We start from the raw sequence: 15,720 nt of genomic DNA on the forward strand, positions 1-15,720 counted from the left end.
CCTTTAATTACTTAAGTTTTTTACCTACTTTTTCGAAGATCTTTGTCGCTTTTTCTTCTATTTCTTTTTGAATTTTTTCTAAATCACTATCAGACATTGTACTTAAATCTTTCGCATTATCTGTTTTTACTTTAACATCTGATTTTAATTTTGAATCTCCATCTAACATTACTTTAATTGTTTCACCTTGAAGATCCGTAGAAATTTCTAATTTTTGTTTTTGTGTATTGTTTTTAGCGTCTGTATCTAGTTTGTTTACAAAGTTAAACTTAAACGCACCATTCATACCAGACTTCACTTCAACATTACCACTATCTGTACGTTTATTGTCTGATTTTTTACTGTCATTCACGATTGATAAATCAAATGGATTCGCTTCATCTTTAGATGCAAATTTGTAATCGTCTTTAATTGCATCATCTTTTCCTTTTGAACTACCTTTAAATGTTGCAACTTCCTTATCATCTGATTTGAATGAATAATCGATTTGAATGTTGTCATCGATTTTGCTAGTTCCAACAATATTTGTTGTTTTACCATCCGCTTTAAATGTAATATCACGTTTCAAGATGTCTTTACCATCAACATAAATTGTTGATTTTACATCTGGGAAGTCAGATTCTTTACCATCTTTCACTTCTTTTAATGCATCTTCAATACCTTTTTTGAACTCTTTTTCTTGTCCTTGAACGTTAAATTGTTTAATTAAGTCTTTGTCATCTTTAGCTGTCTCTAATACTTTGATGATTAATGATTTCACTTCTTTAGGCTTTAACGTTAATGTTACTTTATCTAAATTCTTCTCTTCTCCAAAAACATCAACTTTTTCTTTATCTTTTTTAAATTGATCGTCTTTTAACTCATCAACAATTACTTTTGTATATTTCTCATACATCTTATTTAAATCTTCAGATGTCATTTGACTACCTAAAATACGGTTTAAGTTTAATGAATCATTTGTTAAACCTTTAGTATCTGTAGAACCACCTGATAATTTTTCAAATGTTGATTTTATCTTATCGTTAGGTACCTTATAAATTGCTTCAAATAAAGGAGACATGAAATATTGATTTTTATTATCTGCATGCCATTCAAAGCTACCAATCTTCTCATCTGCAATCGTTGGATTGAATGCTAGAATAGAATTTTCAGCCTTTGGATCATGTGCCATATGGAATTGAATTGAAGAAGCATCAACTACTGACTTTGGTACATTTGCTGATTCTAGCAATGTTTCAGGAATATCTGCTGAAATATTTAATGTTGTATCATAACTATTATCTTTCATTTCTTTTTGAAATTTCATTTCTTCAGGATAACGTTTTTCAACATATTCACTTAATGATTTCATAGATTGTTGTTCACTCAATAAGTACAAATTCTTAGGTGTGTTTGTAAAGAAGTTATATGCCGCATAACCACCTCCACCTAAAGCCAATAATGCTACAATAATACCGATAATCAAACCTTTTTTCATAGTAATGCCTCCTATTTATGTTGATCTCTCTACTAATATATCAAACTAATACAGATATTGTAATAATAAAATCAAATTTTAAGGTTTTTTTAAGGTTCTTCAATACCTATTTAACATTTTTAAAATTATGTGTAATTTTGCTTTACCTCTTTTAACACTTTCATATGTACTACCACAGCAAAGATTGCCATTACTAATAAAGATAAAATTGCCACACGACTTGCGAGCGGACCATAATCACTCAATGCCCAAGTTATTGTACCGTAAATAAACGGACCAATAACGGCTGATAATTTACCACTCATTGAGAATAAACCGAAAAATTGCCCTTCTTTACCTTCAGGTGCAAGTTCAATGATTAACGTCCTAGAAATCACCCATATCGATCCCATCGCAATACCAAATAGAATAGCACAAATATAAAATGTCCATTGTGGTAACGGTAAACTCGCGAGTATCAACGCTGTCATTAATATAAATGCAACATATAACATCGCTACAACTGAACTCACATGTTCAGCAATATACCCAAATATAAACGCACCAATTACACTAAATACGGTTGCTATCATAAAAATGCCTATAAACCCCTTACCAGAAAATCCCACAACCGTTGTTGCATATGGTTGCATCATACTAATCGCAGTTGCCAATGAATCATTTAAAAAGAAATATACAATTAAAAATAAATAAATCGCTTTATGATGCTTCGCTTCTTTATACGTTTGAATAATCTCTTGATAACCCGATTTAAAAGTCGTTTTGGAAATATTATCATTTACATTCATTCGTTTGTCTTTTGTAAAGAAAAATAGGGGTAAACTAAACATTAAAAACATGATGGCCGTTGGTATAAATGTTTTCCCAGCATCAGAAGTACCAACTAAAAACATCACAGTCAACACACCAAACAATGTACCTAAATACCCTAGTGCTACACCAAAACCAGATAGCACAGAATGATGCTTTTTAGGTGCTAAGTTACTCATCATCGCATCATAAAATATCAAAGCGGCATTATACATAAATTTCGCAATGGTAAATAAAACGACTATTAAAAACATGGATAAAGGAACACTAAAAACTTGCTGAGACAAGTCTAAACCATCAATCATACCCATTAAAAACGTGCATAAAAACACAATTAAACTCAATATCACAACCCACTTTTTCTTCTTTTGAGTCCGATCAATATAAACACCCATTAAAGGTGAACATACAATTAATAATAATGCTGCAATACTTGATGCATAGGCAATCCAAGTAGATGCCAATTGTTCAGTAACAGGATCCTTACCAAAAACATCCGTAACATATTGAGGAAAGAAAAGTGTCGTAATGTTAGCAGAAAAAATTGTGTTACTGAAGTCATACAAAGCCCAACTAAAGACTGGTAAACTCAACATCATTTTTATATCAGAACGTAATTTCGTTCTCCTAGAATGTTCTTTCATAAAATATTATCCACATCCATTTTCAAATTAATAATCAACATTTAATATCATTTAAAAACATTAGACAAATACCAATTTAACATAAAAGCCTTAATAATAGTAATTAACTATAAAATTTAAAACATTTTTGTTATTAACTAATAATAAAACAACTAATGAATTACACCTTTAAAAAACAAAATTGTAAAACAAAAAACCAGCAAATCACTTGTAGTATACAAGAATTTACTGGTTGTTTTTTTAAATTTACAAAATCTAAATATAATCTAAATAAATAAGTTTAAATTCGATTTTTCTGTGTCGCCGATATATGCACCTACACCTGCAAAGTCCACACCATCGATGATTTCATCTTTTGTTACCGCCATAATGTCCATACTCATCGTGCATGCAATCATTTTTACGCCCATACTTTGTGCTTTTTCAATCATCACTTCTAATGAATCTACTTTCTTTTTATTCATGACATGCTTAATCATACGTGCACCCATACCTGCCATATTCATTTTAGAAATAGGCAATTTCCCTGCATGGCTTGGCATCATTTTAGAGAATGCTTGATCTAATCCTTCTTTCTTAATGCTTACACCTGGTTTTTTAATGATGTTTAATCCCCAGAATGTAAAAAACATCGTTACTTCTTTACCATAAGAAGCTGCACCTGTAGCAATAATAAATGACGCTAATGCTTTATCTAAATCACCACTAAATACAACCATTGTCGCACCATTTTTATTTTCAACCATTTGATAGCCGTTTGCATCATTTAATGCATTAAATGGTATTTTATTTCCTGGGTGAAGCCCTTTTTGAATCTCAACTTCTACACGATCTTGTTTCGTTTCATTTCTTAACACTGTGTGCCCCATCGCTTTCGCCCAAGCTTCGATATCCGTACAGAATCCAAAGTCAGTTACATGAATCTCTAACACATCACCATCTTGCATTTGGTCGATGTTTTCTTTCACTTTTAATAATGGCCCTGGACATTGTAATCCACTTGCTTCAACGAATCTTTTCGTTACATTATGTGTTTCTGTAATTTTAGCAACATTATCATCAACTTTCACAGTTGGCTTTACTTCTTTTCTGACACCATAAACTTGTTGATATAATTTGTAACCACCATCTAAATTTTTAGCATGAATACCCGCATTTTCTAAAATGCGTTGTGCATTGTAACCACGTTGTCCTACTTGGCAATAAATCAGTACTTCTTTATTTGTATTAATTTCATCTAAACGCTCACGCAATTCTCCAAGTGGAATATGCTTGGCGCCTTCTATATGACCCACTTCAAATTCTACTTGTTCACGTACATCGATTAATTCACCTTCAAAATCATGAACATCAGTCACTTGCACTAATCTCATACCGTCAGACAACACATTCTCAGCGGCATAACCAATAATATTGACAGGATCTTTCGCACTAGAGAACGGTGGTGCATAAGCCACTTCAATACGTTGTAAGTCTGTTACTTTTTGATTAAATGTCATCGCACTCGCAATTAAATCGATACGTTTATCTACGCCTTTACGTCCAACAATTTGCGCCCCATAAATTGTACCATCTTCTGCAAAAATTGTTTTGATGGTCATTGGTGTTGCACCTGGGTAATAAGCGGCGTGTGATTGGCCAGTAGTATGTAATACGTGATATGTTTTTCCTAAAGCCTTCAATGCTTTTTCATTTAATCCGACACTCGCAACAGATAAATCAAATACTTTAGCAATAGCAGTCCCAATTGGTTTAAGGGGCTCAATCACTTTTCCATTCAAGTGGTCTGCTAATAATCGACCTTGACGATTTGCAATCCATGCTAGTGGGATATGAACATCTTGTTCACTGATTTTATGTGTCACTTCTGCTACATCACCTATAGCATAAATATCTTTCACACTTGTTTCAAATGTGTCATTTGTTTTAATTGCTTCTTTAATGCCTAAATCAACAATGCCTTTAACTAAACTTGATTCAGGTAACACACCGATAGCTAAAATAACCATATCTGCATTGATTACTTCATCATTGCTTGTTGTGACAGTATTTTTTCCAATAGCAGTTAAAGATTCTTCAAGATGCAAATCCACACCTTTATCTAGCATGTGCGAATGCACCATAGCTGCCATCTCTTCATCAATACTTGGCATCACTTGTGGACCGCGTTCAAACAAACTCACTTGAATCCCTAATGCATGTAAGTTTTCTGCCATTTCTAATCCAATAAATCCTCCACCAACAACAGTTGCTGTTTTTACATTGTTATCATTAACATATGCTTTAATTTTATCCATATCAGGAATATTACGCAGCGTAAACACATGACTTTGATCCTTACCTTCCATCGGTACAATAATTGGTTTTGCACCTGTTGAGATAATCAATACATCATAATCAAGATGCGTTAATTCACCACTTACTACATCACGAATTTCGACTTGCTTACTTTCATGATCAACGTTAACTGCCTCTGTATTTACTCGTACATCTAAATTCATACGACCTTTCATTAATTCAGGGGTTTGAATTAATAATTTATTTCGATCCTTAATCTCATCACCGATATAGTAAGGTAAACCACAGTTTGCAAACGACACATACGGACCTTTCTCTAATAACGTAATTTGATCATCTTCATTCAATCTACGTAAACGTGCTGCAGCACTGGCACCACCAGCAACGCCACCAATAATAACGATTTTTCTCATCATCGTTCCTCCTCAAATTAAATACCTATAGGGGTATCCTAACAGTATATATAATCAAAGTCAAATACCCCGCACGGTATTTCATAAAGTTGACACAAATACCCGATGGGGTATAGAATAGTGGAATAATAAAAAGAGAGAGAAATAAAAAACAAGTAATAGAAAGGAGCCCATATGCAATACACTACTAAACAAATCAATCGTTTAAAGCGTCTACAGGGGCAATTGAATGGTATTCTAAAAATGATGGAAGAAGATAAAGACTGCAAAGACGTCGTGACACAATTAAGCGCCTCAAGAAGTGGCATCGAGAAATTGATTGGCGTTATCGTCAGCGAAAACCTTGCAGAATGTGTGAAAGAAAATGTAAAAAATAATGAAGACACCGACGAACTTGTAAAAGAGGCAGTGAACTTGTTAATTAAAAGTAGATAATATTAAAACTTGAATATTTTTAGATAATTCTGATAAATTAGTATTAACTTACTAATTTATCTTTTTTTATGGGGGTATTCAATGGATACGATTATTTCTAGCAAAGATACAATGAGTTTATGGGCTATTATTGTTATTTTCAGCAGCTTAAGCATTTACTTAGAACTTAAATTTAAATGGGCAGCAAAACTATCCGGAGCTATACTTGCTTTAATATTCGCTTTATTATTATCTAATTTTAATATCATTCCGACTGCTTCCCCAGTCTACGATCAAGTGTGGGGCTTTATCATTCCACTCGCATTACCATTGTTATTGTTTCAAATTGACATTAAAGCCATTTGGAAAGAAAGCGGCAGACTTCTCGGGATATTTTTACTGAGTTCTGTTGGTACAGTAGCTGGGACACTTATCGCATTCTTCTTACTACACAATCATATTCCACATTTAGAAAAATTAAGCGCCATGATGAGCGCTAGCTATATTGGTGGTGGTGTTAACTTTGCAGCAATGGCATTAAAATTCAATCCACCTAAGGATATAATTTCTGCTGCAGTAGTTGCAGACAACTTAATGACCGCTTTATTTATTTTAACGCTCATGACAATACCGACAATTCAATTTATTAAAAACAAATTCTCTACACCACACATTGATGAAGTAGAGGCATCTCACCATAATGGTGCAGAAGATTATTTCAGCAGAAAAGAAATATCTTTATTAGATATTGCATTAAATTTTGGTGCAAGTTTTTTCATCGTGGCGATTTCATTTAAACTTTCAGAACTATTAATGAAAATCATTCCAGAAAGTAAACATAATATCCCGTTGGAAATATTTAGAGGCATTTTTACAGATAAATATTTACTATTAACAACCTTTACATTTATCCTGTTACTGTTATTCCCTAAATTCTTTAAACGCTTAAATGGCAGCTCAGAATTTGGAACATATTTGATTTATTTATTCTTTTTCGTACTAGGAATACCGGCGTCAATCCCATTAATCATTCAAAATGCACCGTTATTATTAGTATTTGTCTTCATTATTGCTATGATGAACTTATTAATATCACTGATTGCAGGTAAGATAATCGGTGCTGATTTAGAGGAGATATTGCTAGCATCTAACGCAAATATTGGTGGGCCTACTACAGCTGCCGCCCTTGCGATTGCTAAAGGTTGGACAAAACTAATCGGACCTATTCTTGTTGTTGGGACATTAGGCTACATTATCGGCAATTATGTTGGTACTGCTATGGGTATATTCCTCGGTCAATACACATAAATAAAGAGGTGAGACATAAGTTGCCACTACGACAAAAACTGAACAAAAACGATAAATCAAAAAGCGATTTATACGTTTTGTTCGGTCTTTGTTTGCGGCGGACACTTATGTCCCAGCCTCCCTCTGATTTCATCAATCATTCAATCCTTTACCAGCTATGATTTGTGGATAATATTTTTCTACTCTCGCTTGACGCGTTGCGCTACGTTTCGCTTGTGAAATCGTATAAATATATTGTCTTTGTCTTCCTGGTGTTAAAGATTTAAATGCTACTTCAAATTTCGGATCTTCTTTAAATTTATCTTCTAATTCCACTGGTAATTCATACTGCTCAGTCTTTTTCATTTCAACTTTCTTGCCTGCTTTTTCTATTGCAATCGCTTGTTCAATGTAATATTTAATTTGTGTTTCTTGAGCTTGTATTTCTTCTAAACTTTTAAAGCGTAATTGTCTTGCTGCTTGCACGTTTTCAGTTTGTTGTATCAATAATTGATATGTATCTTCAATTAACGCACCTTTATGGAACAGCAACGCTACGTATTCTTTAAAGCCATGAATCAATACTACATTTTTATTTTTCAATGTATAGCATGGATGCATCCACTTATAATCTTCTTCTAAATCGAATTGTTGTATGATTGCCCTTAACGCATTATATTCTTCTTTCCATTGTCTTTTACGTTCAAAAAACGCTTCTATTTTTAGTAGTTTATCTGCTTTATCCATTTTTTATACCTCTTTATTTTAAATATGTGATTTTACGCCAAATAAATTCTAATGGCCCCATTTTAAATCGCTTCAAGTAGAAATGACTAAATAACAACTGCATGATGATAATAAGCCCAGCTAAGCAATATAAAAAGTCTATCGGTATTCGATCATAACCTTTGCAAATATAAAAAATTATAAACATAATCATACTTTGCATAATATATAACGTAAAACTCAATTTGCCCATATTTTGAAACGGTTTAAGTATCTTTTGTAAAAGTGGATGTTCACACATTAAAGTCACAAACATAAAATAACCAACGCTTAACATCGAACCTCCATAATATAAAAAGATTTGCGATTGCGTCATCGTAATTTGTCCCTTCACACCATGATACTTAATCGCTAATCCTATCACTGTAGCTAGAGCTGCAACGATCATACTGATATTTCTATGTGCAGTGATTTTTGAAAGTGCACCACTTCTAAATAAAATGACTCCCAATAATATGAAAGGTAATAATGTGATGACATTACTAATAATCCCGATGAACGTTAAAGCATTGGATGCATTAAATTCCATCATATTTTGATGGACGATTTCACGAATGTTACCATCTTGTATCGCTTGATATAAGACAGTTTCATTTGCTCCTGATATGAAATCACCGCCTGAATCCGTCATAAAATATGTTGCAACATAAGATAATAAACCTATTATGCCTAAAATTGATGCAACAATAATTGATATAACATTCGGTAAATACAATAATGGTATGACAAACAACGCCATTACTGCATATGCATTCATAATATCACCATAAAATAATAAGTAACCATGCAATGCACCAAATAGTAACATCGCAATAATTCTACGGTACATAATCCATAGTGTATTTTCATTTCTTGATTGTGTATTACGAAACATTATCGCAAGCCCGATACCAAAGAGAAATGCAAAGATTGGATAAAATGAATTGAACACAAATATTTCATTTAATTTGTACAACCATCTGCTAATACGGTTATCATAATAAATAAACGGCTCATAATAAACATTCAAATAATGAAACCCTAAAATATTCATAAATAGAATGCCACATATACTCAAACCACGCATGACATCCAAACTCATAATTCGTTGCATAGCCATCCCCTTCGTTAAAATACTTATCAATATCATACCATGATATACTATTTGTAATCATAAATAACATACACGGAGGCAATAATATGATAGAGATGAAATCTTGCACAATTGACGACCTAAAATCATTACAACAAATTGCGTACCAAACATTCGATGAAACATTCAGACCACAAAATGATGATGCAGTGATGGACGCATACTTAAAAGACGCATTCACAGACGATAAAATGACGAATGAATTAAACAATCCTTATTCTCAATTCTATTTCATCAAAGTCAATCAAGAAATTGCAGGATATTTAAAGGTAAACGAAAGGGATGCCCAAACAGAACCAATGAGCGACGAACACCTTGAAATAGAACGCATTTATGTCCTAAATTCATACCAAAAGCAAGGCCTTGGCAAAGTCATGTATGAAAAAGCAATAAACATCGCAAAATCAAAAGGAAAATCTAAAATTTGGCTAGGTGTATGGGAGAAAAATGAAAATGCACTTGGCTTCTATAAGAGTAAAGGCTTTAAACAAATAGATGAACATACATTTATGATGGGTCACGATGCTCAAACGGATTACATTATGGAAAAAGACTTACTAAAAGGAGAATAATATGACAAGAGCCGTACCAACAATCACAACAAATATGTGTATGATTGAAAATGACAAAGGTCATATCCTTGTCCAAAATAGACAAGGAAAATCATGGCCGGGCATCACATTTCCTGGAGGCCATGTAGAATTTGGCGAGTCCTTCCATGATGCCGTAGTAAGAGAAGTTAAAGAAGAAACAGGACTGGATATCAAACATCCGATTTTATGTGGCGTTAAACATTTTGAAACTGAAAATAACGAACGCTATATCGTACTATGTTATAAAACGAATCAATATTCAGGTGATATACAACCCTCTGAAGAAGGCGATGTATTTTGGATTAACAAAGAAGATTTAAATTCTTATACACTTGCCAATGATTTTTTAGAAATGTATCAACTATTTATAAATCCTGATTGCTCTGAATTTTACTATGAGAAAGATCAATCCGATTGGCATATTAAGCTTTACTAAATTTAAAAAAGGTATAAAGACATCATCGAAATCGATGTTGCTTTATACCTTTTTATAATGCATTTTATTTTTGTTTATTATCATCCCGCTGACTATCCTCGAAGTTATCGTCAGCATCATTAGTATTACTCATATCCATTGGGAATGAATTACGTGATTTTGTTGTCATTTGTTTTAAGTTCATTTTTCATAACTCCCATTCATTATTAATGATTTAGTTTGTGAATTTTTATATTGCTTCTAGTACACTCAAAATAAAAACTAATATGCACTATTTCGGTATTTAATATTCTTAATTTCTTTCCTTCAATTTCAAAACATCAACTTCTTAGTTATATGTAAATAATAAAAACATTAGTGCGTATTAATTTTTCACACAATTCATCTTAATACATGTTCAACAAAAATAAAAGACGACAATTTGTTGAAATATGGCGTGTTTTATGTTTTTATTAAACATTTTTACAATAACCTCTCTTAAAATCTCATAAATTCATAAAAACATTAATTATTCTAATATAGTTAAACAACATTTGTTGTTCTTGATTTCAAACATATGTTTACATTTGATATTTAAAATTATTATCAACTAAAATATTTAACAACATCTATTTAACGTTTATGGATTTCACAAATTGTTAACATATTTCTTTAGCAATTTTACAAAATAAAAACCAAATACATTATAAAATGCACTTGGTTCATTTCATTTGTCATTTAGTAGGCGGACTAAGGGAGACTATGAAATTTAATTTACTAATTGCTTATCTATATATTATCTGCTGAATGCTTGTGTTCCGAAAATGTAGCTATAACGACCCTTTTCAATACGGTTGAATTGAGAAATTTTAATTGATACAGCCATTTTTTTGTAGTCTGAACGCATCATATTTTTATAATGTCCTGAAGATGCTTTCCATTGTGCAAAGAATTTTTCAGCCATATATTTCTCTGAAACAATTTCATAAGGATTGCCACGGAAGAAGTTCATTGCTGAATTTTCTCCAACTGTATATATTGCTCTTGGCACATCGAATGCTGTAGAAAATCTTGCTTTATTTAAACGTACGTGAGGAATACCATCCACTGAGATATGTCCGTATTGCGCTAATTCTGTGGAACGAGTATCAGCACCTCTTTGTAATGCTGATGAGTATGATAATGGACGTAAACCTTTTGCACGACGCTCTGTGTTTACTAATTTTAATAAATCTTGATTGAATTTATTGTTGTTAAAAATAACGTTTTTATTGAATGCTTCTTGTGTACCATAATTCAATTTCATTGGTGCGTATACAGAACCAGTTGAAGCACTTGATACAATTAATTGATTACGTAAACTAGCATTTTGAGCTTTTCTGTATTTTGCATTATCTGATTCTCTGGCAGCTCGATCAAATGATACGTTGTTTCTGATAATCACTCTTTCAACAGTATCGCCAGTCCATAATTTTAAACCTGATCGATATGACTGACTAGCATCTAAATTCATTGTATTAAAGCGACCATCTTTAAATTTACTTCCTACTCTAACAATATTTCTATTTGAGATAATCTTTTTTGGTGCTTTCTTTTTTACTACTGTTGACTTTTTAACTACTTTCTTTTTTACTACTGTCGTTTTTTTAGCAGCATCTACTTCATGTTGATTTGTTAACCCCATTGTTAGTAGTAATGAACTTGCTAATATGATTTTCGCTAATGATTTCATTTTCGTATACTCCCTTAGTATTTTTAGTTATTCGCCTAATTACAAATTTAATTATACGTATATAGAAAACGAAATCTATGTTTGTATTTTATAATGATTATAAATAAGATTGCGATTTTTATCTTTTAACAATTTTATATAACAAATTAACAAAAACCCTTTATGTTAAAGGGTTTTTAACAGTGTTAAATTTACATTGTATTAGATTTAATATCAGAAAATACTTGTATCTACAGATTTTTAGGTATTTTTTATGCGAAAACTATTATTCTTAAATAATGTTTAATTAGTGAAAACGCTATGAAATCTTATAAATAAAGCCTCTAACGCAATATATTGTTATGAAGTGATTTTTCTTTTTTACTTAATAAATCAAATGCTATATTTTTTATATGTTAACAGATGTAAACTATCAAAAATTTAACCTATTTTTTGGAATTTAACATTTAAAATTGAGTTAACAGTGTTAACTTAGTATATTTTATATATCAGTGTTAACAGATCAAAAAAATTTTAAAAAATGAAAGTTTTTTTATCATTTTTCAACTTGTATACGTTTTAAATACAGATAAGGTCGAAAAACGGTTATTTCAGCTCTAAATCGTACTTATTTTGATTCATTTTTTCTTATCATTTTGAACGAATTTTCAACAACAGTTAACATTTAACAATTTGTCATATTGTTTACTTTCAAATGGTTTATTCATTTATCAAGATGATATTTTAAATTTTTTTAGCTGTTTATAACATTAATAAAACATAAAGTTAACTTTTGAACACAAAAAAAGGCGAGATGTTAAGTTAAACATCTCGCCCACTTTTTCTTCTATTATACTAATCAATCTTTCAATCTCCAAAAAGTGTATGGCCTACTTTAATAGACCATATACCTTAAATAACAGTATATTTTAAGACTACCTCACATCCGCTACGTTTGATATTGGCATATTCATCGCTAAATAATAACTCAATAAAATCATTATTAATAGTACAAAGACCAGCATAATGTCCTTATAGCTAAAAGGTGCATAATAGTAATATGTTCTTTTACCTTCATGAAATCCCTTTTTCTCCATCGCTACAGATAAGCGGTGGGATGTTCTAATGTTTTGACTTAATAGCGGTATTAAAATATGTCTAATTCTTAACCATGCATTGCTATGCTGTTTATCCATCATGGCATAACGCATTTTAAGCGCATTTCTTAATTGAAAGAATGATTCAAACATAATCGGTACCATACGAATCGCTGCCATAAATGCATAAGCATACTTGGGATTGAGCTTTAGGTGTTGCATTAAGCTATAAAATACCATCACCACTTCAGTCGTAAATGCAATGGTTAATCCAAAGTAACTCACCGTCATTGTTCTTAGCGATAAATGTAACCCTCTAAGTAAACTTTCTTCTGATATTTTGATAAATCCAAATTGAAATAATATATTCTGTCCTGATCCATAAAATATCATAAATAATGAAGACATTACGGCAAAGCATGAGGTTATTAATACAAAGATGGTAATTACTTTAAATTTAGCGCCAGAAAACATATATAAAAACATAAGCATCAGTAATGCTAGATATACCATGTAATCAAATCGATGTATAAAAATGACAAAGAAAAACAGCGCTATTCCTAAACTCATTTTAGTGATGACATTAACGTCATCCATAAAAGTATGTCTTACTTTCCATAATTCAAACATGTTACTCAACCTACTTCATAAAGTTTCCCGTTATCAACATGCAAATGCCTTGTTGGATAACGGCTAATGATATTTTGATCGTGCGTGACCATGATAATGGTTTGCCCAGCATTTACACGTTCTTGAAAAAGTTCAATAAGTTGAAATGTATTGTGACTATCTAAACCAAATGTCGGTTCATCTAATAAAATCATTTCTGCATTTGTCGATAAAGCAGTTGCCACGCTTAACCTACGCTTTTGTCCCATAGATAATTCAAAAGGATGATGGTTTTGAACATGTGTCAGTTGTAGTAAATCTAACATTTTTAAAGTTTGGTTATGTGCACTTTCTCTATCTTGATGTGCATAATGAATAAACAACTCATCATAAACACTATTTTGGATGAATTGTAATTCTGGGTTTTGGTAAACCAAGTACAGGTGACGCGCCACTTGTTTAATTGTCGAAAGGGTTTGGTTGTTATAATACATATGACCATCATAAGGTGTCATCTGCATCATTGACTCAAGTAGCGTCGTCTTTCCTGTACCATTGTTACCCGTTAATACCACCCATTCACCACTTTGTATGGTAAGTGATGATAGGTGGTATAACGTTTTTTTAGCTCTTTTTGTAACAACATCTTCTAATTGCAAATGATGTTTTACTTTAGGGTTTGGTCTTACACTGCTGCTCGGAGCATTACGCCAAGCATTTGGATGCCAAACACCGTATGAAGTTAATATGTCTTCATATTGAGATAATATCTCTACCGGTGTTCCATCATGAATGATTTCACCATTTTCGTTCATCAAAATCACACGATCTACATATTGCCAAATATGTTCAACTTTATGTTCAACAATTAAAACAGTCTGATCTTGCCAAAGTATACGTAGCAATTCCCACAATTGCTTTGTCGCATCATCATCTAACATCGCTGTAGGTTCATCTAAAAATAACGTATCAGACTGTTGTAATAACGTGCCTGCAATTGCTAATTTTTGTTTCATTCCTCCAGACAATTGATTGATTTTCTGATCTTTATCAACTTGCAAACCAACCTTTTGTAAAGCTTCATGAATCAAATAATCCATTTCATTACGGTTAATATTTCTGTTTTCTAGAATAAAAGCCAACTCTTCATAAACTTTAGGCATACAAAATTGGCTGTCTGGATTTTGGAAAATCACACCACAATCTTTTCTTACTTCTAAGGCATCATATTTCATCGGTAAATCTATTAAATCCGGTGTAATCCCACTTAACACATTTAATAATGTGCTTTTACCAGACCCCGAAGGCCCTAGTAATAGCACCTTTTGTTTATCTTGAATTTCAATGTTTAAGCCATCAAATATTTTAGTTTTTGTTCCTGGATATTTTAATCTTAAATTTTTAACACTTAACATAAAATCGCCTACAGTGCATCATAATCTTCTTTTGAAACAGGACTAAATAATCTTGTAACACCTGTCTTCTCTAATGCTTTTACAATAAGGTATGACAATAGTCCTGCAACAACAATTCCAGAAATAATACGGAACACGATATACAAAATTAAATTCCAAGCGGCAACTTCTCCCATGTAACCATAGAAATAGTCAATCGGTAAGCTGATTAAAGCTGCAGCAACACCTGCTAAAATACAAACCATTGCAGTTCTAGATTGATATTTAAAAATCATAAAAACAATTTCACAAGCTAAACCTTGTAAAAATGCAAACACAAATGTTGGAATATCGAATTTCCCCATAACAATCGTTTCACCAGCACCAGCTGCAAATTCAGAAAGTAACGCAACACCCATCTTAGGTACGATTAAATAAGCAACAATTGCCGCCATAAACCAAATACCATACATCAATTGCTCAATGTGAAGCCCTATAGGTTGTAGCATTTCATATGGTAACCAACATAAGTTATAAATGATTGCAAAAACAACTGCAACCATTACCGTCACTAAAACATCTGATAACGTTAACCCTTTTTTCGAAACTTTCATTTTTCCATTTCCTCCTAAAAAAACAC

The 15,720-nt window shown here is 32.0% G+C and carries 13 protein-coding genes; 4 read left to right on the forward strand and 9 right to left on the reverse strand.

Translation table 11 applies throughout. The features are described from left to right. Positions 1-7 precede the first annotated feature (7 nt). The 3 genes from ER639_RS03910 to ER639_RS03920 all read right to left on the reverse strand — a co-directional run bounded on the left by ER639_RS03910 (position 8) and on the right by ER639_RS03920 (position 5,642). The gene (locus tag ER639_RS03910; RefSeq protein ID WP_129064464.1) at positions 8-1,477 is read right to left on the reverse strand and encodes a DUF6583 family protein; all 1,470 of its coding nucleotides are present in this window, start codon (positions 1,475-1,477) and stop codon (positions 8-10) included. A gap of 125 nt (positions 1,478-1,602) precedes the next feature. Next, complete coding sequence (locus tag ER639_RS03915; protein ID WP_129064465.1) at positions 1,603-2,931, reverse strand: MFS transporter; 1,329 nt, start codon at positions 2,929-2,931, stop codon at positions 1,603-1,605. A 266-nt stretch (positions 2,932-3,197) separates the two neighbouring features. Further along, positions 3,198-5,642, reverse strand: coding sequence for an FAD-dependent oxidoreductase (locus tag ER639_RS03920; RefSeq protein WP_368665657.1), 2,445 nt, complete (start codon positions 5,640-5,642; stop codon positions 3,198-3,200). A 174-nt stretch (positions 5,643-5,816) separates the two neighbouring features. On the opposite strand from ER639_RS03920, the gene ER639_RS03925 reads away from it, so the two are divergent. Beyond that, positions 5,817-6,077 carry a metal-sensitive transcriptional regulator gene (locus ER639_RS03925; protein ID WP_129064467.1) on the forward strand — a complete coding sequence of 87 codons (261 nt, stop codon included), beginning with the start codon at positions 5,817-5,819 and terminating at the stop codon, positions 6,075-6,077. Positions 6,078-6,158: 81 nt separating this feature from the next. After that, entirely contained in the window at positions 6,159-7,364 is a 1,206-nt protein-coding gene (locus ER639_RS03930) for a DUF819 family protein (protein ID WP_129064468.1), read from the forward strand. Positions 7,365-7,496: 132 nt separating this feature from the next. Here the strand turns inward: ER639_RS03930 and ER639_RS03935 are convergent, their stop codons facing one another. Both ER639_RS03935 and ER639_RS03940 read right to left on the reverse strand, forming a co-directional pair. Then, a complete protein-coding gene (locus tag ER639_RS03935; protein WP_129064469.1) occupies positions 7,497-8,090 on the reverse strand; it encodes a YdeI/OmpD-associated family protein in 594 nt (197 codons plus the stop codon). A gap of 13 nt (positions 8,091-8,103) precedes the next feature. Continuing rightward, on the reverse strand, positions 8,104-9,222 hold the full coding sequence (locus ER639_RS03940; protein ID WP_164993354.1) for a DUF418 domain-containing protein: 1,119 nt from the start codon (positions 9,220-9,222) through the stop codon (positions 8,104-8,106). Between the two features lie 86 nt (positions 9,223-9,308). On the opposite strand from ER639_RS03940, the gene ER639_RS03945 reads away from it, so the two are divergent. Both ER639_RS03945 and ER639_RS03950 read left to right on the forward strand, forming a co-directional pair. Further along, positions 9,309-9,833 carry a GNAT family N-acetyltransferase gene (locus ER639_RS03945; RefSeq protein WP_129064471.1) on the forward strand — a complete coding sequence of 175 codons (525 nt, stop codon included), beginning with the start codon at positions 9,309-9,311 and terminating at the stop codon, positions 9,831-9,833. A 1-nt stretch (position 9,834) separates the two neighbouring features. After that, a complete protein-coding gene (locus ER639_RS03950; protein WP_129064472.1) occupies positions 9,835-10,290 on the forward strand; it encodes an 8-oxo-dGTP diphosphatase in 456 nt (151 codons plus the stop codon). A gap of 775 nt (positions 10,291-11,065) precedes the next feature. Here ER639_RS03950 and ER639_RS03955 read toward each other — a convergent pair. From ER639_RS03955 to ER639_RS03970, 4 genes are all read right to left on the reverse strand, one after another. Beyond that, entirely contained in the window at positions 11,066-12,001 is a 936-nt protein-coding gene (locus ER639_RS03955) for a CAP domain-containing protein (RefSeq protein WP_129064473.1), read from the reverse strand. Between the two features lie 914 nt (positions 12,002-12,915). Then, positions 12,916-13,707: an energy-coupling factor transporter transmembrane component T family protein gene (locus ER639_RS03960; RefSeq protein WP_129064474.1), complete on the reverse strand. Its 792-nt coding sequence runs from the start codon at positions 13,705-13,707 to the stop codon at positions 12,916-12,918. A gap of 5 nt (positions 13,708-13,712) precedes the next feature. Continuing rightward, entirely contained in the window at positions 13,713-15,101 is a 1,389-nt protein-coding gene (locus ER639_RS03965; RefSeq protein ID WP_129064475.1) for an ABC transporter ATP-binding protein, read from the reverse strand. 8 nt (positions 15,102-15,109) lie between these two features. Beyond that, positions 15,110-15,694, reverse strand: coding sequence for an ECF transporter S component (locus tag ER639_RS03970; RefSeq protein WP_129064476.1), 585 nt, complete (start codon positions 15,692-15,694; stop codon positions 15,110-15,112). Positions 15,695-15,720 lie beyond the last annotated feature (26 nt).

This window comes from Macrococcus sp. DPC7161, assembly GCF_004117835.1.
GTDB lineage: Bacteria > Bacillota > Bacilli > Staphylococcales > Staphylococcaceae > SDSC01.